Here is a 25,329-nt window from a genome sequence, read left to right as displayed (position 1 = left end):
TTTTAAAAATTAATTGAATTCCCCGCTCAATCTGCCTATGAACAGCCCCAGCAACCCTACAACTGACCTTGCCACCCAGATTTTGGAACGGGAAAACCAAGAAAAACAGGCGATCGCGCTCCTTTTAGATAGATATCTGGCGCGGAACGACCAATTCCTGGTTCAGAAGATAGAAATGGGCGGCACGGAGGCGTATATCGGTTCGGCAACTCTAGAATGGTTCGCCAGTCGCGTTCGATTCGCGTCTCGCCTACCGCTTTTCCGGCAAAAATTCGACCCAGAGAAAGACAATGTGGAAATCGACGCCGAGAGTATTGAAGAAATTCAGCAACGACCCCTAGATTGGTCGCGTCAAGCGCCCTTGACGCAGTATTTAGCAGCTCGAAAAACTCACAAATTCCCGCCAGTTCTAGTAGTTGTCAATCAACCTTGGGTAGACAATCCTAATGCTGCCGAGTGGGATGCAAGCGGACGGGCGATTAAATCTGCTGCTGATTTTATGGCACTAGATAAAGACGGCAAAGTAGGGTTGTTGAACGTTTCCCCAGATGTCACGATTTTTGCCTTGGATGGTCAACATCGACTGATGGGAGTGCAAGGTTTAATGGAGTTGCTTCAAACGGGAAAACTCCCACGATATAAAAAAGATAAAAAGCCTTCAGGAGCTGTTATTACAATTGACGATCTCAGGCAGAGCTATGAGATAGACCCGGCTTATTTGCAAAACTTAGCTAAAGAAAAGATAGGCATTGAATTTATTTCAGCAGTCGTGACTGGAGAGACACGGGAACAGGCACGACGACGAGTGAGATCCATCTTTGTCCATGTCAATCTCATGGCTGTACCTTTAAGTAAAGGTCAGATGGCACAGCTAGATGAAGATGATGCATTTTCAATTGTTGCCCGAAAAGTTGCTGTCACCCATCCTCTACTAAAAGATGTTGACGGGCGCAATCCTCGTGTCAATTGGGATAGTGCAACAGTTGCTGCTAAGTCAACCGTTTTAACTACCCTGCAAGCGCTCAAAGAAATGTCTGAACGCTACTTAGAATATAAATTCCCCAAGTGGAAACCTGTGGGCAAAAAGGGTCTAATTCCGATGCGCCCTGATGATGGAGAACTAGAGGAGGGAATTGAGGAATTTAAGCAACTTTTCGACTATTTAACCACTCTGCTCAGTTTTCAAAGGCTAGAAAATGGCGCAGAAACCCCGGAAATGCGCCGCTTCAATTTTGAAAAAGGTGGGGGGGAAGGAAATATACTTTTCCGCCCAGTTGGGCAAGTTGCCTTAGCTCAAGCTTTAGGAATTTTGGTTTTTAAAAAGGGATTTTCGCTAAAAACTATTTTTGCAAAGCTTCAGAAATACGATGCGGATGATGGCTTCAGCGGCATGGAGTCTCCTAATTCTCTTTGGTATGGCGTTTTGTACGATCCGAATAAAAAGCGCGTTTCAGTTGCCGGAAAAGACTTAGCTGCAAGATTAATTGTTTACTTGCTGGGTGGTGTTGATGATGACATGGAACGTGCAGAAATTCGCCGCGCGGTAGCTGAAGGAAGAACAATCGAAGATAAAGCAATGGGATTTAATGGCAAGTTTGTAGAGCCAAGGCAGGTAGGATTACCGCCAATCTTATCTTGAGCTTTGCCTTCTAGATACGGCTTTCGTGTAACTGAATGAGTTCCTAAGTTCCAGACGCGACTAATTGCGCCTGGAACAAACTATCAAAATTGTTTTGACAGATTACTACTGATTTTATGACTCAACCAGATTTGAGATAAATGAGTTCTGCTTCTACGGGTAAGTGATCTGAACCTGTTGTCAGTAAAACTTTGCTAGAGTGAGAACCCCAATGTTTTGAATACCCAATATAGTCAATTCTGAAGAGAGGATAATTTAATTTTGAAGTTGAGTTTTTAATCAGGAAGCTTAGTTCCCAGCCATGAGGCCAAGTAAAGCCAAAACCTAACCCTGATGTTTGGAAGGAATCTTGCATAACTGTTCTTAAATAATGATAGTCTTGCGACTGGTCTGTCATATTAAAATCACCAGCCACAATAAATGGCTTGGTTTCTTTCTGGAGCCGCTGCACTAAATCCTGAATTTCTGCCGAGCGTTTTGTGTAATCATAAATCGGGACAGTGAGGAAAGGCAAAATTTTCTGAGGACGAATCCAGGGAGAGATAACTTGAATGTTATAAACAACTACGTCTTGCTGATTAATTTGGGTAATCGCTCGTTGCTGAATTTCTTGATGACCCGCTAGGTGTAAATTTTCGGAGAATAAAATTGGATATTTGCTGAGGATTGCCACGCTTTGGGCATAAACTTGGTAGGGGTAGGATGTCTGTAAGCGAGGAAAGGCTTTTTCAGTATGTCTGCGAACAATTTCTTGTAAACAAATGATATCGGGTTGTTGTTGTTGAATTAATTTAACTAAATTTTGGGAACTAGTTTTATGCCAACTGTTGTTTAAGGATAAAATTCTGATATGAGGCTGGGAACTGTTTGATCGTAAAGCGTGAGGATAAAAGTATTTCAGATGCAACCAACTGACCAGAAAGATGCAAGCAATCGATGAAATAATCGAGAACCATCGTTTTTTTATAATTGAAAATGCCAATAGTGGTAAAATTAAGATCGGTAAAAAAATAAAAGGGATAAAGGTGCTAACAAAGCCAACAAGCCAGAAGTTCTCCCAAAATATTAGTCTCAGCAGGAAATACAAGACAATGAATCCTGAGTAGGCGTAAGCCAAAATTTGAGTGACTAACCTCAAAATTCGGCAAAATTTAATCGCAATCATTTCCTGGCTTGATTAAATTATTTTGTGTATCGTTGGATGTGTAAAAGATTTTCCCGACGAACCACGTTAGCGTTTGCGTAGCGGCACGGATGCGCTTAGCTATGCGCGTTAATGCTCGCTAAGTACACGAGGGAGAGAAAAAATTTAATGATTCATGTAAATTAGCTAGATAAACTTGTCGGACGTAATAATAAAAGCTAACTTAAGTGAGAAACCTGCTGAGATCGAATTCCCCTTCTACTGGTTCTTCCTTATTACGTTCAGAACTAAGGATTAATAAAAGGGTGGCTGTATAGTCTACTGTTCCCCGCAACTCATCTTGTATAATCTCTAACCCTCCGTTGGCATATTCTTCAAAAATCCGGATACGTTGCTCTTCAGAATTTTCATCAGTCGGGGAGAGAATTTTTATGTCTTTAGTTTCAGCGATCGCTAATAACTGGATTACCCGGTCGGTTCCTCTAGATACAAAAACCTCTAGCGCGATCGCACCCGGTTCCCTTTTGGAGATTTCCCCTAAAGGCGATCGCTTTTTCCGCTTCGCCCCCAAGGCTGCTGCAAACGCGATCGCATCAGCGTAGGTTTGGAAAGGGCCAGTTGTGCTATCAGATGCGACTAAGGCTTGCACCAAATCAGCTTTATCTTTCGCAATTCTGATTCTATTTGCACCCATTGTGTTAATATTTTTTGCTTAAATACTCATAACGAATTGAAATAGCGATCGCTCTGTTCATCTTCTAAGCTAAAATATTCATTTTTTGCCTTGGGAACGTTTCAATCTTTGCTCCAGATATATTTTTCCCAAGCTAACCAACTCCTTGCCAAGCCTAAAAATTGTTCCCCCAAGCTCAAGAACACCTTTCGGCTTTTTGAATTCGGTTTCTTGAGGCAAATCCACTTTTTCCTTTTTCTTGGGCTGACGAGGCGCTGGGTCAAATCCTTTAGGCTTTTGAGTCATAGTCTGATTAGAAAATAAGACTTTGCACAATGAACTTTCTTTATATTATCTGCCGAACCGATGCAGATACAGAGCGATCCTCAGATTAGGGAAACAGTTGATTCACTGGAACTTCAATCTCTGGAAAGGCAAGAGGGGAAAAGATGGCATCTCCATCTAAAATAGTTTCTTGTTGATAATTTGCTTTTCCCGGTTCGCGGAAAACGTAAACTCGTCGCGTGTTCACATCCAGAACCCAGTAATCAGCAATCCCAGCTTTGGCATAAGTGCGTGCTTTCAGCTTGCAATCTCTATTTAGAGTAGAATCTGCCACTTCAACTAACAGGAAGATATCATCGGGTGTAGGGTGACGCTCAAGATGCGGGGATCGATACGAACAACAGCAATATTGGGTTCGGGTTCTGAGTTGGGGCGCAGCGTAATCGGTAACTGCATCCGCAGGAACGCTTGATTTGTCAGTAGACTGTTGAGATAGTTGAACGCCCGTTGCGTTGCAGCAGCATGGGGAGGTTGTTGAGGACTCATTTCTAGAATCTGTCCTTCTAGGAGTTCCACTTGCTCGTCAGTTGTCAGAATTTCTGCCTCGATCATGCGTTGGTACTCATCTACAGTCCACAAGCGTATACCAGTTACAGTCATAGAATTTTAGCTGTAAAAATAGCTTGATTGAGTGTTATTAAAAGTGGGCGTCTAAACAAACAAATCGTCTACTGCCATCAACCATCCCGGCACAGCGGGTTCAGCTTCAGCCACCTCACCACGACGGTAAACTTGCGGCTTTGAGGGGTTGCTAGCACGATACACCTTGACAACTTCCGCCTTGAGTACATCTACATCCCATACCACCAGCGTACCCGCCGCAAAGTAATCCCGGCGCTTGGCTGCCATTTCCGCTTCTGCTGCCTCACCGTAATCATTCACGCTTCTCACTTCAGCAGCAAAAACGGGTGCCCCTTCTAAGAACTTTCCGCCGCTAGGGTTGCCGATGTAGAATGCAGCATCAGGGCTGAAAGAGCGGCGGTTTGGAAGATTGACAATAAAGCCAACATTATCAGGCAAAGCATAACCACTTTTGGTGCTGCGTTCGTAATCGCGTAGGCTAACATATATTTCACCTCCTGCACGTCCTGGCAGAAAACCTGTCGCCGCCATCAGTACCAATTCTCCGTTTACAATTTCCGCTTTGCCATTTTCCGGTATGCGGTATAAAGCTTCAATTGTTGTTTCTGTTTTTAAATTCATTGTGAGTTACCCATTTGTGCTGATGGTGAGAACCTGCGGCGGTGTGGAATCTGGAGGATAGAGAAAATCTACCTGTACAAGTCTTTTGTCACCTGGCGGCATCTTTAGCGTTACCAATGGTTCTCCCGCTTGTCCGCGTCGCTGTACCAGATGCACGTAGCGCGTCTTTTCCACTCCATTATCATCGTTGTAACGCAACCTGACTGTGCCTCGAAAAAACACTTGCTTAGTGAGGGGATTTAAGAACAAAAGTCTATCGGTTCCTCCCTCATCCTTCAGGGGTGTTTGCACGGATACAGTAACAGTTTGGGTTTGATTAGTAGAGTTTTTCAGCGGCAAAGTGAGATTGTATTCCACCCCATAGTTGCTGTGGGCAAAATACGCCGTATCGGGATAGCGAACTAGCATCGGGGCGCTTTGAATTTGCTTTGTGCCGAGGGTAATGAGATGCAGAGTGCCTAATACATAAGAAAACGCTTTCCCCGGCTGAGGAATCGTTAAATCTGAGGAATTAGAACCATCGGTCATTTGTGCTTGCCATTGTGCCCCTTGGGACACACCCGCCACGCGGCTAAAAACTGTAGGTTCTCTGGGAGGATCTAACGGTGTGGGAATTGGATCGCGCTTCCCCGCCAAACCGCCTGTATTCAGCAGCTTTTGCCATTCAGCCAAGGTAGGTGTCCTCTCGCTACCATTGCCATTGCGGGGGGCATTCATGGCTAAATTGGCAACATAAATCGGGCGATCGCTCGACAACCGTATCATTGTGGAGCGACCATTGGATGAAGGAGCCTTCACCGGAATTGGCTGATTCATCAGCATTTGGCTTTGTCCCGGTGGAATTGTCACCTTTTGGGAGAATTTCTCCTGCCTAATTCCTCGCAGCACATCGTTCATCGTCCGACTGCCAGGGCCAGAGTAGACGGTGCCGTTAGGATTATCTTGAATATCTGGCAAGGAAATAAACGGCGCATCGGGAGTGGAAAGGTAACTTGCTGCTTGCAGCACTTCGACGGTGGCAGGTTGATCGCCGGGATTGTGCAAAATCACGCCTTGGTAGAGGGTGCGCGTTTGCGAGGAATTTTCCGCCCTGGCGATGTGGTGAGAAAATAAATCAAATCGTCCCTGGAAGGGGAAATTTAAATGCGCTTCCGGCACCTGTTTGCCTGCTGGGGGGAAAGTAGACAGCAGAATGCCTTCAGTTGTCACGAGTTCGGGACTGTTGCTGTTAAAGGTGGGAACTGCATCGAGTTTTCCCGGTAAAGTCCGCACCTCCATCGGTTGCACTTCCACCCCGGCAATATACTGCGGTGGAATCGTATAAATGTTTAACGCCCGACACATCGACGCTGCCACTTCGCCTCTGGTGGCGCTGCGATTGGGGTTGAGTTGTTTGACGTTGGGATAATTGACGACAAGGGTGCCCACGGCGGCGGAAGCGATCGCATTTTGGGCATAACTTGGAATCTGCGCCGCATCGTTAAAATACTGCCCCAGCGTCTGACTGACATTTTCCGGGATGGGATAATTTGCCGCACCTGCTATAACGCCGATTGCTTGCACTCTGGGAATGGCTTGACTCGGTTGAAAAATCCCGCCTGGATAACCCGAAAAAAAGCCTTTTTGATAAGCGGTAGCGATCGCTTTATTCGCCCAGTGACTAGCAGGCACATCTCTAAAAGCTGTGCTGCTACGCTTTACTGGCGCATTCGGGAAGGCATTCAACATCAGCACCGCCGCCTCAGCGCGTGTCACCGTTGCTTCTGGGCGAAAGCTGCCATCCGGGTAGCCTGTCACTAACTTTCTTTGGGCTAACTGAGTAATGCAATCTTTCGCCCAATGGCTTTGAATGTCAGAAAAAGCGGCAGTACTGGGCGTTGATAAACCCAACAGAGACACAAAAAGAACGGAAGTAACGGCAGGATTTGTCAGGAATTTGAGAGTTTTAACCATTAAAAGGCTTGAATGTCAACGAAAGTCTTTGAAGTATTTTTAGACAAATTTGTTGCCAGCGGATAGCGATGCGCGATCGCCCTGTATCTACAACGCTGATTCAGTAATCCTAGGGAGAATCTCTTTCCTGCTATAGGAAGGCAGTAATTTTCCCCTTTTCCTTGCAGGGAAGAGGACTGGGGGGTTAGGTTTTTGATTGCTAAATCAATGTTGTAGTAACATTGCAGGAGTGCTCCACCGACTAATTTTATTTATAAACTACGCAGCCATACATAAAAACTGGCTCGCTAGCCTCAATTGGTTTTGCCGATAAGTCAGCCTGCCACGCCTCAACTGGCAGGATACCATGCTCAGTTAATTGCCAGCGTCCCAGCAGCGCTCGGATCGTTTCGGGATTACGCATATAAACATGCGCCCCCATCGAGTCCAATAGTTCTAGCATTTCCGGATACACGATCCCCGCTTCACCATCAAAATCCAGCGCCAGGAAACTACCCGCCGGTGCCCAATCATAGAGTTGATCGAGCATCTGGGTCATAATTTCATCAGGGATAAAGGCTGCAACACCGACAAAAACCATACCTAAACGCCGAATTGCCCCCAGCACTTGTGCAACAACCGCTCGATCGAGCGTATCCAGGTTTGTCGCATCGCAGAAGGTGTAGCCAGCGTTCGAGTTCTCGGCTAAAATCTCTTGACCCAGTTTGATATTTGCTCGATCGATATCGGTATAAAGAACCTTTGCTTGCGGTACAACTTCATGCACATTCCCACAAGTTGGTAATCCGGAACCAAAAACAATAAATTGGTTAATTCCCTGAGATTCGATATAGCGGGATACCTGACCAATGTAGTCTCGTAACTTGCGAAAAACGGTTGGGAAATCAGGATATACTCCGGCACAAACTTTGGCTGCTTCCACATCAATTGGGAAGTAATGAGAACCGCCAAGCCAATAATCAATTATCCGGGCTGTGTTGGGAGAAACTTCCATTCTTACTCCTTTGGCGGATAAATTTTAAAAATAGCGATCGCTATTTTTAGCCTCTTCTGTATGAGAAGCCTTTTTAGCTGATTAGCTAAATGATTGTAGCAGCCAGCGAGTAATTGCCCCATCATCCTCAGATTGGCTGCGTTGCAGTGCTTCTTCAACGAGGGAAAGTGTCAATCCCGGTAATACCAACGACTCTTGGATTTCGCCACTCCGCCCATCGGAAATTGAGAATGCGATCGCATCATCTGCACTCGCATCAACGACCCAATATTCTCGGACTCCTACACGTTCATAAATTAACCGCTTCATCCCCAGATCGTCATTCACGGATGATGCCCCAATTTCAATCACTAAGGCAGGCGGTTGAAACTCATTCAAATTGATTGGCGAGTTTGTTCGTGGTGGTAATTGAAACTCAGCGCCGATATAATAAGACAAATCCGGTTGAAATTCGCCTACCCCTCTTTGGCGGAAAGTGGCATTGTTTAACTCTACAATTCTAATATTTCTAAGTGTAGCAAACATTTTAACAACGCTAGAAACAATAGAATTTTCCCTAGCATGAAGTGGTCCAACTGCTGCCATTTCGATCCTCATGTAGCCCCGATCGTAATAAAACCTACCATTTTTATAAGCAGGATTATCAGCTAGTGCAATAAATTCTTCCCAAGGTGCTTTTATCCAGGTATCTGTCACTAAATTCTGTTGTACAGCCGATGATGAACTAGAAATCATAATCCACCTCTACAATCTCGGTATATTCAAACTCGTTAGGACTTTGCCTAACTAAATCGTAATCGTTTCCGTTTAATTCAATCGAATCTTTTTCGCATTCCGGCTTAGAAGAGTAATAAGTCAATACATATTGCCTACCAATCCGAGTAGCGATTTCTGCGGCTACTTCACCGCGCCATTGAGTTTTAGTGACTAAAACCACTAACTGATTTGCTAATCTGGGAATTGTCTTCGCAATTTGCCGCCGATAAATTTCATCCAAACTTCCGAAGGGAGAATCCATTACGATTGGAAAGGTGCTGCTATCTGGTACCATCAGCATTTCCTTATGGCTCCACTCGCGAACCCTATCGATAATGCTACCGATAAACGATAAGCTGAGAATTTGATTTTCTCCCGTAGAAGCGGCGACGGGTGACTCTGAACCGGCGGTATTTTCTACTAATGTTAGCTCATACTTTTCACTAAGTTTGGGGATATAGGGGGTAAAGGAAATCTCACTAAAAATTTCTTGTACCCGCTTTTCTAGCTGCACGCGAAACTGTTGATCCAAACGCGATCGCACTTCGGTTAATCGCTCAATTGCATCCTGGGTTGCGGCGATTCTGCGCTGGGCTAGAGCTTGCTTTGCCTCATTCATCTCATGTTTTGCAATTTGCTTACCTAAGTTTTCAACTTCAGTTTGAATATCTGCAATTTTTTGTCTATTTTCCCCTTCTTCTAAGGTTAACTCTCGGATTTTTGTTTCAATTCCATCTAATTGCTTTTGAAAATCGCGGATTTCTTCACTAGGATCTTTTCTTAACTTATCCCTAATTTCATCTAGTTGCGTCTCTAGTTGAGAGATTGTTTGTCTAAACTGATTGATATTTCCTTGCTCTGTATCCACCTCTTCCCAAAATGCTGGTGCTTGCTTATCAATTTCATCTACTTGGGCACTCATACGAATTGCGGTTTCCTCAACAGCCGCAATTCCCGCTTTATCCAACCAGCTTTCAACACTTTCATAAGCAGCCGTTCCCTCAGGCAATTCCGTACCGCAAATACAGCGTTGTTGAGATAATAAATTTGTGACAAACTGCCGATCAATTCCAGATGGTAACTCGCCTCGCTGTCGCAAATTATCAATAATTGCTCGGAATGCTGCTGTTGTCTCGGATAATAAAACTGTGTAGCCTTGGGTTGAAATAGCCCGTTTTAATGCTTCCTGGCTTCTTTTGAGATTTTGTTGATTTACGGCTTTCTGTTCTTCCAGAGATTTTCGTTCTTCTTCTAAACTTTTAGCCGCATCGAGTTCCCGTAACTGATTGCTAATTTCTTTTTTAAGCGTCTGTTGAGCTGCTAACTCTTCCCCAATTTCTGTTTGACGATTAGATAAGCGATCGCTTTCTTTTTCTCTCTGCTCTTTCTTCTTTAACAACTGCTGAGTTTGAGAGTCGCCAATCGCTTTTAACTCAGCTTCTAGCATTTTTCTTGCGTTTCCCAGATGATTGATAGCACGAGTTAAAACTTCGACTCCCAAAAGTTTTTTCGTCGCTTCGGCGATTTCCTCTTTTTTTTCGGAGCGGACAATTTGCTCGATTCGCTCTCCATCAAAAAAGAAATACTGATGCAAACTTTCGGGTAATATTCGCCCAATAATATCTTCCGGATGCTGGGTAGGCAATCTCCAAATTCCATCATCCCCGGCGATTTGCATATACAGCTTGCTTTCGCCTTTCTCGATGGTTGCACCCTTATAAGCGCGACACTCGCGTTTTGCTCGGTAGCGTTTATCGTTATGCTCCCAAGTAACTTCCACCCAGCATTCTACTGAAAAGCCTGGTTTGGCTTCTGCAAGCGATCGCTTATTTACTAACTGCTCTTGTGAAGCAAAAGCGGCACTAAATTTCTCGTACAATACCCACGTAAATGCATTTAACAGCGTTGTTTTTCCCGCACCATTATTGCCGTGGATAATCGTAGTATTTTCTTCCTCTCCACAGGAAAGCAAAATTTCTGGAGTCTTACCATAAAATTGCCGAAAATTGCATAATTTGATGGAAGTTAGCTTCATCGCACCACTTCCTTCACAATTGTCAAAATATCATCATTGATATTGCGCGGTTGTTTCATGTAGAGCTTATCTTTCTCCGCCTGTAATACTCGCTCAATGATTTGATAAACTTCTGATGGAGCTGTCGTAATTGGCTCCTGTACTTCATTTAAATAGGGTTCTTTTGTCATTTGGCTTACCACCCTGCAAATCAACTCTATTTTATTTTTAAACGCTTTAGGTAGCAAAAGTTAACCGCAAAGGTACGCACAGAGGAATTATTGCTCTGTGCGTACCTTTGCGGTTTCCTTCGCGTCCTCTGCGTTTAAAAAGAATTAAAGGAATATAGCTTTTGGAAAGCTACACCACAAGGCACTCTAGGAATGCTCTTAGAGTGCCGTATAGTCATTATTGAATCACTTCTCCCCAGCCCTCCCCACTGGCAGGAAGATAAATTGAGCTTAGATTACTTATAAGGGGCAAACATCTAAAGGTGTTGCGTTAGTACTCGAAGCAGTCGCAGTTCGCCGTTTTCCCGGAATCGCTAAAGTCCAGACTAAGTTGCCTCCGTCGAACTTTACGCTAAAGGCATTGTATACACGTCCCGACAAGAACGATGTTGTCTGCCCACGATTCTCCGGGCTGGGAGTGAATTTGTTATACACGCCAACCGGATTGTCAACAGTTGCGCTGTTTTCATTTTTATAACCAAAATAAGCAATGTAAGGTCCAGTAGGGCAAGATACGACACCCTCCAGAACTGGAGTCAGTGGCTTATTAGCTTGAGTTACTGGGATGATCGCCTCTTCAGCTGCTGAGGCTGCTGTTGCGAAAGCAACCAACGTTGCTGTAAATGTAGCTGCTGATAACTTGTTGAGTATGTTCATAGAATTAAGGCTTTTAAAAAGCTATGGTGTAAAAGGTTGCGCGTAGCGCCAAGGATGAATTTTTAAAGCATTCCTCAAACTTTCAGGATTAAAGTAGGGTTTGCTAGCTGTTGAGCAAGTTTACATTAATTACTCAACCTCTAATCAGAGGGCTTTGATTTACATATAACTGTTGTTTAAGGTGGAATTATAGTGGCTATTTTCATTGATACAGGTAGAGGGAAAATCAATGAATTGTCATTTCATCGTGTAACTTGATGGCTTTAAGTAACTGTTCTATATTCAGGAATTCGGTAAAATACTTAAACTTGAGGTTAAGTGTCCGCATTTTTCCTCTGGTTACATACTTACGTAGAGACTTGTTGTCATCCAGATAAGCGCTTATGCGTAAGTTTCACCTGCCACCCATTATGTAAATTTACAGATAATTCTGTCATCCTTAAGAAATATTTGTTTACAAAATATTTACTTGCGCCCGGTTTAATCTAAAGAATTAGAAGAGGCTCCGTGCTTAGCACTCCTTGGAAGCGATCGCTTTCGGGCGAGTAAGCCTCACGTTTTATCGTTTAAGGCTCTATTTAAAGACTGATGGAACCACCCATTGACCGCATTCGCCTGTCTCAAACAGCCAAAGATCAGTTAAGTAAGCTCAAGCGCAACACTAAAATCGATCAGTGGAATATTCTTTGCCGCTGGGCATTTTGTCGCTCTCTCGCAGAGCCAACAATCCCTTCGCCGGTGCCAATTCCAGCAGATAGTAATGTCGAAATGACTTGGCGCGTCTTTGGAGGAGAATTGTCTGATATTCTGTTAATTGCCTTAAAGCAGCGCTGCTACAACGATAGATTAGGAACCGATCGGGAGACTTTGGCGACTCAATTTCGCCTGCATTTGCATCGCGGGATTGGTTATTTAGCAGGCGATCCGAATATCAAGAAAATTGAAAATTTAATTGAAGTTGCTGAAACAATTAAAAATGAAAAAGCAAATTTTTAATTGTTTTATGGCATCGTCAAACCTTTGAGCTTTAGCTTTCTCTCTTCCTCGCTTAGCCCTTTGCACTGCACCAGTACGCCAAAACCCCCCAATCCGGTTGGATCGATGAGCTGGTGTAGGGCGTCACGACGGCGCAGTACATCCATAATGCTTTGCTGCTCGGCAATCGGGCGATAGCTATGGGAAAGGACAGCAATGCGATCGCCCAATCCCAGCGCCATCAGAAACAACGCCTGTTTCGTAAAACCCACCCATGCCAAGCCGCAGCGATCGCCCCAACGCTCCAAGGCAGTAAAATCCACATGAGCGGTGATATCCTGTTGCCCAATCTGCACGTAAGGATCGTTATGGTGCCGATGCTGGTAATAACACTGAAGCGTCCCCTGACTCCGCTGGGGATTGTAATATCGAGCCGCTGGGTAGCCGTAGTCAATCGTCAACAAATACCCGCGCTTCAGCTTATCGGCAACTGTACTCAGCCAAGCACCAGCGGCTAGATTAATCTCGCTGCGATAGCCATCTGCATAGGCAGCAGAGGGCAACTCAAGCCCCACTAAATCAAAATACTCAGTCAGTTGAGGCGTAGAAAGTTCGCCGATTACTTCCTCAAAATGGGTTCCATCCGGCATGGTGACATAGATTTCTTGGAGCTTCCCTTGCGCGATCGCAAACTGATGCACTGGCAATGCATCCACCAACTCATTAGAAAAAAAGCAGCCAGTTATCGAAGCGCTAGGTATCTCCTCCAGAGAACACCACCTAACGGGTGTAGCGCCTTGCATTTGGGCGAATATTGGGGCTAATTTCTGCAACACCTGCTGCTGTTGGGAAATTAGCCCCGCTGCCTTTTCAACGATCAGGTACTCTAAGGCATGAAAGAATGCTGGATGATGCTGGTGTAAATGCAGCAGAATATCTGCTGCTAGGAGTCCTTGTCCCGCCCCCATTTCCACAAGCGTAAATTGCGCCGGACGTCCCAAAATGTCCCACATTTGGACAAATTGCTCAGCCAGCAGTTCGCCAAAGTCGGCACCCAGATTGGGAGCGGTAAAAAAATCACCTTCCGGCCCAATGTTGACGGCGTTTGTGGCATAGTAGCCGTAGTCCGGCTCGTACAGCACCCACTCCATATACTGAGCAAAGGTAATCCGCTGGTTGGGACTGTTGGCAATGCGCTCACCAATCAAGCTCAAGAGCGATTCAGACTCGTGCATCAACGATTCTTTCAACCTTCAACCTTTACCGTTTTGAGGAAGTCTTCCACTTCAGCCGCCGTTGGCTGTGCAGCGATCGCTCCCGGCTTCATTGCGGTGATCCCACCCACTGCATTTGCATAAGTTACCACCTGCTTTGCCATTTCAGCATCAGCGAGATGTTGAATACCATGCTTGCACAACTGATCGATGAACCCGGCAAGGAACCCATCCCCCGCGCCTGTGGTATCTACCACCTTGACGGAAAAAGCTGGCACCTTGTCTTCATTCCCACCCAAGCAGTAAGCACAGCCTTTTTCACCGCCGGTCACTAAAACGCCCTCTACTGAATCCAGACGGTAAGCGATCGCGCCAGCATCGGTGGTTTCAAATAACCATTCAGCTTCTTCGTCAGTGATTTTGAGGAAATCGACGTGCTTGATCAGTTCCTGAATCATCGGCTTGGAATCGCTGGGATCGGGCCAGAACATATCGCGCCGATTCACATCTAGCACAATTTTGACATTGTACCGATCTGCTAGTTCCAGGGCTTTCGTAATTGCCGCTCGCGCATCAGGATAAGCTAACTCCAGACTTCCCAGGACGAGAAAATCAGCGTTTTCAAACAAAGCTTCTGGCAATGCAGACGCTTGTAGGTGCGTATCGGAAAATTCTGTCGTGTCACGAGTTTCTTTTGCAGAAGTGGAGCTAACGCCAAATGCGGCAAATTCCCGTTCGCCCGATAGCGATCGCACTACATAAACTTGCCGCGTCGGTGCGGTGTCATGGCGCTGCACGCCCGTACTATCCACACCCACTTCCTGCAACAACTGCACCAATCGATCTCCCGGCTGATCCTTACCTACACAGCCGATAAATCCAGAAGGGGTTCCCAACTTGACCAAAGCACACGCCACATTTGCGGGTGCGCCGCCCGGATAAGGCGTCCAAGATTCGACATCTTCAAGCGATCGCCCCAGTTGATCGGCTAGACAATCAAACAAAATTTCTCCGAGGCAGAGAACGCGGGGATGGGTCACAACTGCACTCCTTGTCAACATGAACTCAGCCTACCAGAGCCTCTACCCCCTAGATCCGGATATTCACAGAAGCTCAAGATGATCCCAGCCTTTTTGAGGTGGGAGATATTGTCTCAATCCCAGTCACGAACGGGCTTACCCCCAAAGGATCTTCTAAAATTAAAGAGATAGTAAGTAGATATAACTAAGGAAAAAATACTTATGGCTGGTAGCGAGACTTATACCCCCGCGACACTCTCCGAGCGAGAACTGCAAATCATTGAGCTAGTTGCTGCTGGCTTAACGAATCATGACATCGCCCAAAAGCTGGAAATCAGCAAACGAACCGTGGATAACCACATCAGCAATGTATTGACAAAAACCAAGACTGACAATCGGGTGGCGCTGCTACGCTGGGCTTTGCAATGGGGCAAAGTTTGTATCAATGAAGTCAACTGCTGTACCTTGCCCACACCGGCGGATGAAGTGATTTCCTAAGCGAGCAACCGGGAAACCCTGCGATAAAAGACAATCGTCATTAGTCATTGGTCATGGGTTGTTGGTTATGGGTTGTTGGTTATGGGTTGTTGGTCAGTCAATTATTGCGAATTGTACGGATAAGCGAATTCATGGCGAATTGTCAACTGCTTTTCAATTCGTCAATAGCTGATTCGCTAGCAAACGAATCAATCAGGGTCGCGGATTAAATAACCTACATCCCTTCACCTCGTAGATTGGGTTAAGCGATCGCGTTACCCAACGCTACATTCAGTACTTTGGTTGGGTGGTCGTAACATCAAACGCCACATCGAAAGGGCGGGGGGAATCTCCGCCCTTTTGACGTACTTCCCCGACCAGACTGAAGTTATTTAATATCTATTCCGAAAAACTAATGACAAATGACTAAACACAAACGTTATCTGCCAGTTTTAGCAGTTGGTTTATTTGCCGCCTTGAGTGGATGTCGCGATCGCGGCTTGCTCACTCCGCCTCCGCAACTGCTGGGAGCCTCCCTCAACAGCTTAGCCGCCGAACAAGAACCCCGCTTTTCTTACGATGGTCGCTACCTCGTCTTTACCTCAAGCCGCCAAGCCCATCGCGGCGTCTATCTTTACGACGTTCAGCGCCGTCGCCTTATCCCTCTCCCCGGACTCAACCAATCGGGTGTCATCCACGAACAGCCAGATATCAGTGCCGATGGTCGCTACATCGTCTACATCTCCGAGGAACGGGGCAAACCAGATGTCTTTGTTTATGACCGCCAAAGCCTGCAATCTGAGGTCATTACCGACAATATTCTCGGTGAAGTCCGCCGTCCCACCATTAGCGGGAACGGTCGATTTATTGCCTTTGAATCCAATCGTTCCGGGCAGTGGGACATTGAAATTTACGATCGTGGCCCCAGTGTCGAATTATCCTTACCCACCAGTCGTTCGGCACCTCTAAACAGCCCTGAAGCCCCCGCCTCAACCACACCAGCGGCTCCCAATTGATGGACGCATCCCACTAAAGTTAAATAGCAGGGGTTGACCTGCTGTAGAGACATGATTAACCGCGAGTCTTCTGCAACCCTTCTAAATTTGGCTGACTCGGTAACTTTACGCTTCGTTTGTGATAAATAAACCGATGCTCTAGAAGTTCTTGTATCTGCGATTACGTTCCAACTTAACACTGACGATTGCTTTAGGCATAAGTCCGAAAAAACAATCGCGATCGCGGACGATTTTTTACAATCAGAATATTGATTGAAAATCACTTATTATAAAAATAATTTTATTTAATAAATTTAACTAAATAAATTATCGCAAACTAAATTTCAACGTAGCTAGGGAAATTTTTCCAAAAAAAGTGAAATGTTCTTGTTGATGAATGCTCACAATGCTTAAGGAAACAGAATCAGCTTCTTCTTTGGAACAGCCATTAACCGTCTTACTCGTTGACGATCAAGCTCTGGTCGGTGTAGCAATACGTCGGATGCTTGCAACTGAAGAAGATATCATTTTTCACTATTGTAGTGAGCCGACTCAAGCAATTCAAATGGCGACAGAAGTTGCTCCAACAGTCATCTTACAAGATTTAGTAATGCCCGAAATTAACGGGTTACTGTTGGTGCGGTTTTTTCGGGCTAATTCCGCAACGCGAGATGTTCCGATTATTGTACTTTCAGCGAAAGAAGATCCAGCAGTCAAAGCGGAAGCCTTTGCTCTGGATGTAAATGACTACTTGATAAAACTGCCAGACAAAATTGAGCTAATCGCTCGTATCCGCTATCACTCCAAAGCTTATATTAACTTTATCAAACAGGCTCGGTTGCACGCCCAAGTAGAAGCACAAGTCGAAATGCTCAGCGAGAAATCTCGACAACTGACTGAAGCCTTAACACAACTGCAAAATACTCAAGCTCGGCTCATTCAATCTGAAAAAATGGCGAGTTTGGGTCAACTGGTTGCCGGTGTTGTCCACGCCATCAACAACCCAGTTAATTTCATCTACGGCAACCTCACTTATCTAGATGAATATACTCAAGCTTTATTGGATTTGTTGGTAGTTTATCAGCAAGAATATCCTCAGCCGTCTTTAAGGATTCAGGAACAAGCAGAAGAAATCGATCTAAATTTTCTAATTGAAGACTTGCCCAGAATGTTGTCTTCCATGAAAGTAGGCGCTGACAGAATTTGTCAGATTGTTTCGAGTTTGCGTAACTTCTCGCGCTTAGATGAATCAGCCATGAAGCCGGTCAATATTCATGAAGGAATTGAGAGTACCTTACTAATATTGCAGCATCGACTGAAAGCTAAAACAGAACATTCGGGAATTCAGCTCCTCAAAGAGTATGGAAATTTACCCCCGGTAGAGTGTTATGCCGGACAACTCAATCAGGTGTTTTTGAACATTCTCAGCAATGCGATTGATGCCTTGAATGATTATGACAAAGAGCGATCGCCTGATGAAATCCGCAACCATCCCAGCCGGATCGTCATCCAAACCTCAATTGTCAGCACTCAGGGTTCGGCGGTCAGCGAACACACAACTGACAATCAAACAAATAATCAACAGGACGCACACGGCACAGTGGTGCCCCTAGTTGCTGATAAAGTAGCGATTCGGATTATCGATAATGGGCCGGGTATCGCTTCCGAAGTAAAGTCACGCATTTTTAATTCTTTTTTCACCACTAAAAATGTGGAAAGAGAAACAGGGCTGGGATTAGCCATCAGCTATCAAATTGTCGTTGAGAAGCACGGTGGAAGCTTGCAATGCTTTTCAGAGCCAGGAAAAGGAACAGAATTCGCAATCGAAATTCCCATTCAGCAGCCTGCTCATCAATCTACCTTGCTGGAGTAGCCTTTCAACAACTCAACCGACAAAACCCCAACGTGACCGGCTTTTGAGCGCGAGTAGCAGGAGTGGCAATCTCACAAAAATTTGCAACGGCTCAAAGGCGTAAACGCTAAAGTTGAAAAACATCCCAGTTAATCTATCTGCTTTTGGAGTAGTTCTACTCTATGACTACTGCTTCTGCTTCTTCTCAGACTGGCAACTTCTGGAGCTTTGACTGGAGCTTTGACTCCCCAGCTCCTCAACCGACACAAGATGCCGATCTCCTCAGAACCCTGAACTTTGTTCCTGGGCTAAAGGAAATCCTGATGCTGCGTCAGGTTCATGCCTTAGAACACGCCACGGTTTGGGTCTTGAGCGACACCTGTAACTCCCCGAACGCCAGGGGTGTATCAACCTCCAGGCAACTAGATAACAACACTCTAGGAGGTCTTTCCACCGACCAAGGATTTTACCTCTACGGTCAAGTCAACAGCGCTGATTTGCATCGTGCTGTTCGCACTGCCCTCCGGCGCATTACCCGTGGAGAATGGAACCTCGCCGTGCATCCGCGTTGCGGCACGAATTTGTCAGTCGGGATGCTTGTCACCGCCGGACTCGCCTTGGGTATCCATCTCGTCCTGCCTCGTGGCCCCATCGAGCAACTTTTGGGTTTAGGCATCGCTACCACCGCTGCTGCCCAATTAACGCCCGATCTGGGCGGTCTTGCCCAACAATACATTACAACCTCCATTCCCTTTAATTTGGCGATAGAAGACATTTCGGCAACGCCTGACATCTGGGGTCGTCCCGCTCACTTCGTCCGACTGCGTTGGATCGAACAGTAATAAAACTTAAAGACTGGGAGGCTCAGCAGCTCCCGATCGAGTAGTACGCTGTACCTTAATGACGTAAGGGAAAAAACACTTATGGTTCAACGTGGTTCAAAAGTTCAGATTCTCCGCAAAGAATCTTTCTGGTTTCAGGATACTGGGACTGTTGCTTCCATAGACCAGAGCGGCATCAAATACCCAGTGATTGTCCGTTTCAATAATGTCAACTACGCTGGCGTTAATACCAACAACTTTGCCATGAACGAAGTGGTAGAGGTTGAAGCACCCAAGGCAGCAGGGAAGAAACCCACTACTGCCGCTTCCGGTGGCAAACAAACCACCATCGACGAGCGGACTCGCAGAACAGGTCAGGGCAACCGAGTTCTTGATGGGAAGGCCAGCGCTGCACCAGAGTCTGGAGAAGGTAGCTCAGTTGTACAAGGCTCTCCCAATCAGGGAACTGACTCACGTTAAGTTGTGCCAGAACTGCCTGAAGTTGAAACAGTTCGCCGGGGTCTAAATAAATTGACCCTGAATCAGGAAATATGGGGTGGCGATGTGTTGCTTGAACGCACAATTGCCCACCCCCTTTCCTCTGTAGATTTTTTGGCTGGGCTTGCCGGTTCAGTTATTACTCAGTGGCACCGGCGTGGTAAATACCTGCTGGCAGAACTCTCCTCATCTGCCTGGTTGGGCGTTCACCTGCGAATGACGGGTCAGCTGCTATGGCTTGACTCGCAGGAATCACTCCAGAAACATACGCGAGTGCGGCTGTTCTTTACCAGTGAGAAGACCAGTGAGAAGGAGTTGCGCTTTGTTGACCAGCGAACCTTTGGCAAGATGTGGTGGGTACCGCCAGGAACACCGCCAGAAAGCATCATCACTGGTTTACAGGTTTTAGGTCCCGATCCCTTTTCCACAGCGTTTTCCGTGGAGTACCTGGCGCTGGCACTGCAAAATCGCCGCCGTCCCATCAAAACCGCTCTGCTAGATCAATCTCTGGTGGCTGGAGTCGGCAATATCTATGCTGATGAAGCGTTGTTTCTCAGTGGTGTGCCACCCAAAACCCTTTGTGCCGATCTAAAATTAGCGCAAATTGAGCGTTTGAGAGGGGCAATTATTCAAGTGTTGCAAGCCAGTATTGAGGCTGGGGGAACGACTTTTAGTAACTTTCTCAACGTGCAGGGCGTTAACGGCAACTATGGCGGGGTCGCCTGGGTTTATAACCGCACGGGTGTCCCCTGTCGAGTTTGTAGCACACCGATTGAGCGCATTAGATTAGCCGGACGCTCCGCGCATTTTTGCCCCCAGTGTCAGGGCTAGAATGTCAGCCCTATAAAATGCAGATGAGCAGGGGTGCCGGGGCGAGGGAGTTATCAATTAGCTAGACAATTGACTTCAGGTTTAGGGCTGCTTCGTTGAGGTTTTGGGTGCCCGCTTTGGTTTGCCCGATCCCACTCGCCGTTTCTTTTGCTCCCTGGTTGAGGACGTTCATGGCATCAACGACTTGTTGAATCGCGATCGCTTGTTGTTGGGCACTCAAGGCAATTTGTTGGCTGTTTGTAACTACATGGTTGATGGCGTTCGTCATCCCCGTGAAGGCATCCGCAGTTTGATGAGAGAACTGTACCCCGGCTTCCACCGTCTTCGTGCCCTCCGCTGTCACTTTTACGGTTGAATTAATCGCGCGTTGGATGTCAACGACGAGGGTGTTGATTTCTTGCGCTGACTTCTTGCTTTGATCGGCGAGTTTCCGAATTTCCCCCGCCACCACCGCAAATCCCTTGCCATGTTCTCCAGCCCGAACCGCCTCTACAGCAGCATTCAGCGCTAGCATATTTGTCTGGTTCGCGAGATCGCTTACCAAGTTTGTAATGTTGCTAATTTGATGAGTTTGTTCGTTCAGTTGCAGAATTTGAGCCGCGATCGCTTCTACCTTCTCGCTGAGCGTCGCCATCCCTCCCAGAGTTTGCTGCACGGCTTCGGTTCCCCCTTCTGCTAATATCAGAGCCTGACGCGCTCCCGCAGAGGCTGCTGCGGCTTGTTGCGCCGATTGCAGGGAAGAAGTCCCCAACTCATCCATCGTTGTAGTAGTTTGATTCACCGAACTGGCTTGAGAGACAGCGATGCGTTCTTGCTGTTCAACGGTGCTAGCGATCGCTCTGGAAGAGTGCGCGATCGCATCGACGATCTCATTAATCTGCTGGCTGATGCGCGAAGCGATTAACGAACCAATTCCCAAAGCAAATATTGCAGATAATGCTGCACCGAGCCAAACTACTAAAGTGAGCCAGTACATAGCGGCATCTTGTTGTTTAGCTTGTGCTGCCAACTGATTATTTGCTTGCCTAAGCATATCCTCACGCCACTCGTTAATTTCGAGCATCCGTACAGATTTCGTTAACTCAACAGCCTCAGCAATTTTACCGCTATCGAGCAAGTCGAATATCTTTCTAGACTTCTCATCAATTTCCTGACCTGTCTCCACAACTTTAGTCAAAATTTCTCGCTGCTGAGGGTCTTGAATTCGTCTATCTAAAAATGTGGATGCCTCTCGAAATAACTCACTTCCTTCTTCGTATGTTTTCTGGTAGCTTTTATCTCTAGGAAAAACTACATGACCTCTGGTATTCCGTAACATTACTGATATACCAAGAACCATTTCGTCTATTTGTATAATAGTGTTTTGTATACCTTTGACCTTTTCCGCAACTTTAGCGACTTTGTTAATGTTGTACTGCACCACTCCTGCCACGCCCATTGCCAATAAAATCGGAACAGAATATCCTAGCAAAATGCGGGATTTCAGTTTTAATTGCTTATTCACAGAGTTACTCCTTCCTTGGCTGCTGGCTGCTACTTGCCTGTTTGAGCGTTATTTACTTAGTGAGATGATCTAAGATAACTTGGTTTAACTTAAAATTAAATAACCATTTAAAAAATATTTTATGCTTGAAAAAACTACTTTGCTCGTACATTCAAGAGCAGCATATTTATCAATTTAGCCCATCCTATTACTAGAAAGTTACAAATAATATCAATGATTTTTGTATCTAAATTCGGTTATTATTGCACGAAGTCAGAAAAGACACGTAGGCGATCGCATTCGCGAAGCGGCTCTTAAATAGCTAGCAATTAGCAAAAGAAAAAATAAGGCAAAAAGAGATTGATAGATGCACCAGTTGAATTGGATTTATATATAGATTCCCTCTTCTAGCCTCAGCCGCTTGGATGCAGTTTAAGCTGATTTAACATATAGCAATCCCCTATTAGATGCAGTACAGTTTAACCCCAAGCCTGCCCCTCACCGTTCACTCAGAGAGGTTCAATATTCCACCCTCTCCGTTCACACAGAGGGGTTGGGGTGAGGTTCCGAGTGTAGATTGCACTCAAATGAGAACCGCTATCAGCAGATTTTGGCTAACGCATTAGCTTTTTTGAATCGGATGCAAAAATAGCTAAGACAAGGTTCTGAGCTAATCTGCTTCCAGATGATTCGCTTGCCTTCATAGAAACTAAAATAGGGATGAACTAGAGACAAAGGTAAAACAAAAACATGGCAGTTAAAAGCGGCGATTTGGTTCGTGCTGTGCGAGAAAAATTGGAAAACAGTCTGGAAGCTCAAGCTAGTGACTCGCGCTTCCCTTCCTACATATTTGAAACCAAGGGTGAAGTTGTGCAATTGCGGGGTGACTACGCCCTTGTCAAATTTGGTCAGGTGCCAGCACCAAATGTCTGGTTGCGTGCGGATCAGCTAGAACCATTTAAGTAAACTCAACGGTTAGCTACTACCTTTTAAGTAGACGCACCATCTAACTAAGGTTTCAGCTTGCGGAGAGCCGATTCCAAATGGGCGGGTTGAAACTGTCCCTATTGACAGCTGACGTGCTGTACGGGCATTTTTCACCCGCCCTTGCCCTCAACGCTAACGGTTGAGCGCTGATGATTACAATAGAGCGATTTGCTACGAGCAACACCGCTTCGCTACCGCGCCTACCAACTTTCGATAAGCAAGAACAACTCTTCAGTAAATTCTCGTTCTGAAGACGCTGAAGTTTTTCTATCGTCCGAATTTTTACGGATTCCAGTAAAGCCCCAGAGGGCTATGATGTACCGCATAGTACGCTCTTTTCTAATCGTTTATTTAAGCACTTTTACTAGCGACCCATCTGGAGAAAAGGATGTTTTTTCACTTTAATTTTTCTCATTTTTTACCTATATTTTTAATGCAGAATTGATAGGATTTTAGTATAAAACTAATTTAACTGATTGAAACGTTATAGTTTTATGATGAATTATTTAAACAAAAATGTTCGGATTATTAGAAAGTTATTTTCAATTTTTATTACAGTATTCTGTCTAGTCTTGATTAGTAGCAAAGCAAACCTACCTGGTTCAGCCTCTGCACAAGACTCAAAAGTTTACTATGTATCGCCCTCTGGAGCAGATTCCAATTCGGGAACTTTATCTAAACCCTTTCAAAATATCCAAAAGTGTGCCAGTGTAGCGACGGCTGGATATACTTGTTTGATTCAAGGCGGGATTTATCGAGAAACTGTTATCCCTGCTAATTCTGGAACTGCTGGAAAACCTATTACTTTTAAAGCTTATCAAAACGAACAAGTAACAATTAGCGGTGCAGACCCGATTTCTAATTGGACTCTGCACAATCACCCCAGCGGAAAAGTCTATAAAGCAACAATGAACTGGGATTTAGGTGAAGGGAATAACCAGGTTTTTGTAAATGATGAAATGATGGTCGAGGCTAGATGGCCTAATATTAACAAAAACCCAGCACAAATTACTAGTAAAGACAAAGCGATCGCTGATGGTGGTTTAATTAGCAACCCAAATGCTGCTGATAATTCACGAGTCAGCGGCACAATTTTAGATGAGGCTTTAAGTGACTTTCCTACTGGTTTTTGGAATAACGCCAAAATTAATCACGTTCCGGGTCCAAATTGGGCACCCCATACCAGCACGATTACCAGTCACACCCCTAAAACTATTAATTTTAGCGACTATCAATATTATGCAAACTCTCTAGGCTATGCTCCAAAAGCGGGGAATTATTACTATATTTGGGGTAAGTATGAAGCTTTGGATGCTCCAAAAGAATGGTTTAAAGATGCTTCGGGAAACTTATATCTATGGACAATAGATGGAAGTAATCCGGCAAGCAAACGTGTAGAAGTCAAAAAAAGACAATGGGCATTTGATATTAACAATAAATCTAATATAAACGTAGAGAATATAAATATTTTTGCGGCAGGTATCCACTCAAATAATAGTTCAAACATTTTAATTAATAAAGTCAAGCTTTTGTATGGTTCTAATTTTGCAGTAATTCCCCATCTTTGGTATGACCAAGGAGCGCCAGCTATTTTATTGGGAGGAAATAATAACGAAGTAAAAAATAGCGAAATTAGGTATGCGGCAGGATCGGGAATTAGAATCGAAGGCAATTCGAGTAAAATTACTAATTCTATTATCCACGATACAAATTACTCCGGTACTAGCAGCGCCATCCATATTAAAGGCGCAGGCAATGCAATTATGTACAACACTCTATTTGATTTAGGAACTCCGGGCGCGATCAATATCAATGAGTTGACGCAGGGCAAGGTGATGTACAACGAAGCATTTAATATGGGGCGGCAAAATAGCGACGGAGGTACGGTGCAGGCATGGGGACATGATGGCAAAGGGACTGAGATTGCCTATAATAAAATTCACGATAGTCAAGCAGAATACAACCCCAGTTTGCATTATTTTGGCAGCATGGGAATTTATTTAGACGGCAACAGTTCTAACTATGTAGTGCATCACAATGTTCTGTGGAATATTCCCAAGCATGGGATTGCGATTAACAGTCACGGCACTCCCTGTCTAAATACAAATAGGCAAGTGTATAACAACACTGTAGATGGAGAGATTTGGTGGGAACCGTCTGGATCTAATATGAAAGGCACTATCCTCAAAAATAATATTGCTAAAGAATTTAAAGATACCCAGTCCGCAGGGGGGATGACAGTGGAAAACAATATTGTCATGGAAAAAGATGCGGCGGGTCAAATCACTGTTCCCGATGTACAGTTTGTAAATAGAAGCAACCACGACTATCAACTCACTGCTACTTCTGCGGCTGTAGATAAAGGTGCGGTCATTTCTCCTTACACCAATGGATTTGTAGGGAAGCAACCAGATATTGGCGCTTTTGAATACAATAAGAAACCGTGGACGGCTGGTGCCGCGATCGCTCAAGAAGATTTGTCTGTCTTGAAGTGACACTCTCCGCATTGATAGGGCGGATATTCTTCGTTCAATGATTCGGCTTGCCAATCTCCTGTTCGCGAAGCGGC

23 protein-coding genes and 1 pseudogene are annotated in these 25,329 nt (G+C 45.2%); 10 read left to right on the top strand and 14 right to left on the bottom strand.

Features of this window, described 5'->3' with window-relative positions:
• Positions 1 to 37: 37 nt before the first annotated feature.
• A complete protein-coding gene (locus NDI33_RS01995) occupies positions 38 to 1,639 on the top strand; it encodes a DGQHR domain-containing protein (protein ID WP_190678472.1) in 1,602 nt (533 codons plus the stop codon).
• 121 nt (positions 1,640 to 1,760) lie between these two features.
• On the opposite strand, the gene NDI33_RS01990 is transcribed toward NDI33_RS01995, so the two are convergent.
• The 11 genes and pseudogenes from NDI33_RS01990 to NDI33_RS01940 all read right to left on the bottom strand — a co-directional run bounded on the left by NDI33_RS01990 (position 1,761) and on the right by NDI33_RS01940 (position 11,608).
• Positions 1,761 to 2,804: an endonuclease/exonuclease/phosphatase family protein gene (locus tag NDI33_RS01990; RefSeq protein ID WP_190678471.1), complete on the bottom strand. Its 1,044-nt coding sequence runs from the start codon at positions 2,802 to 2,804 to the stop codon at positions 1,761 to 1,763.
• A 202-nt stretch (positions 2,805 to 3,006) separates the two neighbouring features.
• Complete coding sequence (locus NDI33_RS01985) at positions 3,007 to 3,477, bottom strand: DNA phosphorothioation-associated protein 4 (protein ID WP_190529799.1); 471 nt, start codon at positions 3,475 to 3,477, stop codon at positions 3,007 to 3,009.
• Positions 3,478 to 3,555: 78 nt separating this feature from the next.
• Positions 3,556 to 3,702 (bottom strand): hypothetical protein, encoded by a 147-nt coding sequence (locus NDI33_RS01980; RefSeq protein WP_348245612.1) that lies wholly within the window; start codon positions 3,700 to 3,702, stop codon positions 3,556 to 3,558.
• A gap of 145 nt (positions 3,703 to 3,847) precedes the next feature.
• Positions 3,848 to 4,401, bottom strand: a pseudogene (locus tag NDI33_RS01975) (Uma2 family endonuclease).
• A gap of 51 nt (positions 4,402 to 4,452) precedes the next feature.
• A complete protein-coding gene (locus NDI33_RS01970) occupies positions 4,453 to 5,004 on the bottom strand; it encodes a Uma2 family endonuclease (RefSeq protein ID WP_190678470.1) in 552 nt (183 codons plus the stop codon).
• 6 nt (positions 5,005 to 5,010) lie between these two features.
• Entirely contained in the window at positions 5,011 to 6,957 is a 1,947-nt protein-coding gene (locus NDI33_RS01965) for a DUF3370 family protein (protein ID WP_190678469.1), read from the bottom strand.
• Between the two features lie 247 nt (positions 6,958 to 7,204).
• Positions 7,205 to 7,951: an SAM-dependent methyltransferase gene (locus NDI33_RS01960; RefSeq protein WP_190678467.1), complete on the bottom strand. Its 747-nt coding sequence runs from the start codon at positions 7,949 to 7,951 to the stop codon at positions 7,205 to 7,207.
• A gap of 81 nt (positions 7,952 to 8,032) precedes the next feature.
• A complete protein-coding gene (locus NDI33_RS01955) occupies positions 8,033 to 8,686 on the bottom strand; it encodes a Uma2 family endonuclease (protein WP_190678465.1) in 654 nt (217 codons plus the stop codon).
• Positions 8,676 to 10,742, bottom strand: a complete 2,067-nt coding sequence (locus NDI33_RS01950) for an AAA family ATPase (protein ID WP_190678463.1) — start codon at positions 10,740 to 10,742, stop codon at positions 8,676 to 8,678. The genes NDI33_RS01955 and NDI33_RS01950 overlap by 11 nt, the downstream gene beginning before the upstream one ends.
• Positions 10,739 to 10,912, bottom strand: coding sequence for a hypothetical protein (locus NDI33_RS01945; protein WP_190411017.1), 174 nt, complete (start codon positions 10,910 to 10,912; stop codon positions 10,739 to 10,741). The genes NDI33_RS01950 and NDI33_RS01945 overlap by 4 nt, the downstream gene beginning before the upstream one ends.
• Before the next feature lie 279 nt (positions 10,913 to 11,191).
• On the bottom strand, positions 11,192 to 11,608 hold the full coding sequence (locus NDI33_RS01940; protein ID WP_190411018.1) for a hypothetical protein: 417 nt from the start codon (positions 11,606 to 11,608) through the stop codon (positions 11,192 to 11,194).
• 588 nt (positions 11,609 to 12,196) lie between these two features.
• Here NDI33_RS01940 and dndE point away from each other — a divergent pair.
• Positions 12,197 to 12,604 carry a DNA sulfur modification protein DndE gene (dndE, locus tag NDI33_RS01935; protein ID WP_190666860.1) on the top strand — a complete coding sequence of 136 codons (408 nt, stop codon included), beginning with the start codon at positions 12,197 to 12,199 and terminating at the stop codon, positions 12,602 to 12,604.
• A gap of 5 nt (positions 12,605 to 12,609) precedes the next feature.
• Here the strand turns inward: dndE and NDI33_RS01930 are convergent, their stop codons facing one another.
• On the bottom strand, positions 12,610 to 13,818 hold the full coding sequence (locus NDI33_RS01930; protein WP_190678462.1) for a class I SAM-dependent methyltransferase: 1,209 nt from the start codon (positions 13,816 to 13,818) through the stop codon (positions 12,610 to 12,612).
• An 11-nt stretch (positions 13,819 to 13,829) separates the two neighbouring features.
• The gene (locus NDI33_RS01925) at positions 13,830 to 14,837 is read right to left on the bottom strand and encodes a PfkB family carbohydrate kinase (protein ID WP_190678461.1); all 1,008 of its coding nucleotides are present in this window, start codon (positions 14,835 to 14,837) and stop codon (positions 13,830 to 13,832) included.
• A gap of 201 nt (positions 14,838 to 15,038) precedes the next feature.
• On the opposite strand from NDI33_RS01925, the gene NDI33_RS01920 reads away from it, so the two are divergent.
• The 6 genes from NDI33_RS01920 (at position 15,039) to NDI33_RS01895 (ending at position 20,290) form a co-directional block, all read left to right on the top strand.
• Entirely contained in the window at positions 15,039 to 15,314 is a 276-nt protein-coding gene (locus NDI33_RS01920) for a LuxR C-terminal-related transcriptional regulator (RefSeq protein WP_190411022.1), read from the top strand.
• 401 nt (positions 15,315 to 15,715) lie between these two features.
• The gene (locus NDI33_RS01915) at positions 15,716 to 16,309 is read left to right on the top strand and encodes a PD40 domain-containing protein (RefSeq protein ID WP_190666865.1); all 594 of its coding nucleotides are present in this window, start codon (positions 15,716 to 15,718) and stop codon (positions 16,307 to 16,309) included.
• A 385-nt stretch (positions 16,310 to 16,694) separates the two neighbouring features.
• Positions 16,695 to 18,161: an ATP-binding protein gene (locus NDI33_RS01910; protein WP_190678459.1), complete on the top strand. Its 1,467-nt coding sequence runs from the start codon at positions 16,695 to 16,697 to the stop codon at positions 18,159 to 18,161.
• Between the two features lie 161 nt (positions 18,162 to 18,322).
• On the top strand, positions 18,323 to 18,982 hold the full coding sequence (locus NDI33_RS01905; RefSeq protein WP_190411025.1) for a DUF6391 domain-containing protein: 660 nt from the start codon (positions 18,323 to 18,325) through the stop codon (positions 18,980 to 18,982).
• A gap of 81 nt (positions 18,983 to 19,063) precedes the next feature.
• Positions 19,064 to 19,441 (top strand): photosystem I reaction center subunit IV, encoded by a 378-nt coding sequence (locus tag NDI33_RS01900; RefSeq protein WP_190411026.1) that lies wholly within the window; start codon positions 19,064 to 19,066, stop codon positions 19,439 to 19,441.
• A gap of 3 nt (positions 19,442 to 19,444) precedes the next feature.
• Positions 19,445 to 20,290 (top strand): DNA-formamidopyrimidine glycosylase, encoded by an 846-nt coding sequence (locus NDI33_RS01895; protein ID WP_190678457.1) that lies wholly within the window; start codon positions 19,445 to 19,447, stop codon positions 20,288 to 20,290.
• A 61-nt stretch (positions 20,291 to 20,351) separates the two neighbouring features.
• On the opposite strand, the gene NDI33_RS01890 is transcribed toward NDI33_RS01895, so the two are convergent.
• Positions 20,352 to 21,794 (bottom strand): methyl-accepting chemotaxis protein, encoded by a 1,443-nt coding sequence (locus NDI33_RS01890; RefSeq protein WP_347275945.1) that lies wholly within the window; start codon positions 21,792 to 21,794, stop codon positions 20,352 to 20,354.
• Positions 21,795 to 22,523: 729 nt separating this feature from the next.
• On the opposite strand from NDI33_RS01890, the gene NDI33_RS01885 reads away from it, so the two are divergent.
• Together NDI33_RS01885 and NDI33_RS01880 are read left to right on the top strand one after the other, a co-directional pair.
• Positions 22,524 to 22,739 carry an NAD(P)H-quinone oxidoreductase subunit O gene (locus NDI33_RS01885; protein ID WP_190678455.1) on the top strand — a complete coding sequence of 72 codons (216 nt, stop codon included), beginning with the start codon at positions 22,524 to 22,526 and terminating at the stop codon, positions 22,737 to 22,739.
• A gap of 497 nt (positions 22,740 to 23,236) precedes the next feature.
• Positions 23,237 to 25,255 carry a right-handed parallel beta-helix repeat-containing protein gene (locus NDI33_RS01880; protein WP_190678453.1) on the top strand — a complete coding sequence of 673 codons (2,019 nt, stop codon included), beginning with the start codon at positions 23,237 to 23,239 and terminating at the stop codon, positions 25,253 to 25,255.
• Positions 25,256 to 25,329: the final 74 nt, after the last annotated feature.

Origin of the sequence: Trichocoleus sp. DQ-A1 (assembly GCF_039961955.1) — a bacterium.
GTDB lineage: Bacteria > Cyanobacteriota > Cyanobacteriia > Cyanobacteriales > FACHB-T130 > FACHB-T130.
The sequence above is the reverse complement of the archived record's forward strand: the minus strand, read 5'-3'. Positions and strand labels throughout refer to the sequence as shown.